General features: G+C 66.7%; 2 protein-coding genes. Both read right to left on the bottom strand.

The features are described from left to right. Positions 1 to 33: 33 nt before the first annotated feature. Positions 34 to 828, bottom strand: a complete 795-nt coding sequence (locus tag EN943_RS37175; protein ID WP_127416627.1) for a CbtA family protein — start codon at positions 826 to 828, stop codon at positions 34 to 36. Between the two features lie 15 nt (positions 829 to 843). Then, on the bottom strand, positions 844 to 906 hold the full coding sequence (locus EN943_RS37170; protein ID WP_245476125.1) for a CbtB domain-containing protein: 63 nt from the start codon (positions 904 to 906) through the stop codon (positions 844 to 846). Positions 907 to 913: the final 7 nt, after the last annotated feature.

The raw sequence follows: 913 nt of genomic DNA, 5'->3' as shown, positions 1-913 counted from the left end.
GCGCCGCCGATGAGGAAGGTCAGTGTCTTGCGATCAGGCAAAGCTGTCGCGCAGGCTGGTCGCGGTGCCGGTGAAGCGGCCGCGCACCACGCCGACGACCGCGCCGAGCACCAGCCAGAACACCAGATTGGTCACGGTCACCGCCACCACGAACTGGTGATGCAGCCCTTCCGGAATCGTCGTCTCGTAACTGTCGGGCTGCGGTGCACCGACAACATGCGGTGCGACCATCAGCAGGACGGCAAGGATCGCCAGCGGCAGCGACTTGCGGAACGCGATCAGGCCGAGACCGGCAGCGGTTGCCGCCACCGTTGCCCACCACCAGATCTGGCGCTGGGTGAGATCGGCGGCCGGCATGGCCGGCAGTTCCGGCGGCAGGCCGAGGCCCGGTGCCAGCGTGAACACGGCAAAGCCGGCCAGGCCCCAGAACACGCCCTGGCGCCAACCACCTATGCCGCCAGCGAATTCGGAAACCGCGACCAGGATCAACGCGAAGCCAATGCCGGTGACGATGTTGGCAAGCACGCTGAACGCGAAACGCTCGAAACCGTCTGCCGGCGTCCAGCCTTCGTCTGCCGGAGCGGCTTCCGCCGCAGCCGGGGCAGCGGAGCTCATGGCATCTCCCGCCGGAGCAGTTGTGCTCATGGCACTGCTATCCGTTGCCGCCGGGGCGGCGTGGTCATGGTGATGCCCGCCGCCCGCCTGTTCGTAGACTTCCGCCTTCAGGATCAGCGGCACGGTGGCGTAGGCCTGCAGGCAGGCGAGGACGACGCCAGCCACGAGCCCTGCGATCGCCGCGATGAACACGACGTTGCGAAACAGGTTCATGATGTCAGCCCCTCGTCAGTGGCAGGGAAACGCCATCGAGTGGCGATAATCGTGAGCCGCATTGTGGACCGCATCGATATGCGAG

Source organism: Mesorhizobium sp. M7A.F.Ca.US.006.01.1.1 (assembly GCF_003997935.1).
GTDB lineage: Bacteria > Pseudomonadota > Alphaproteobacteria > Rhizobiales > Rhizobiaceae > Mesorhizobium.
Note: the sequence above shows the minus strand (reverse complement) of the source record. Positions and strands in the feature narration are given on the sequence as shown.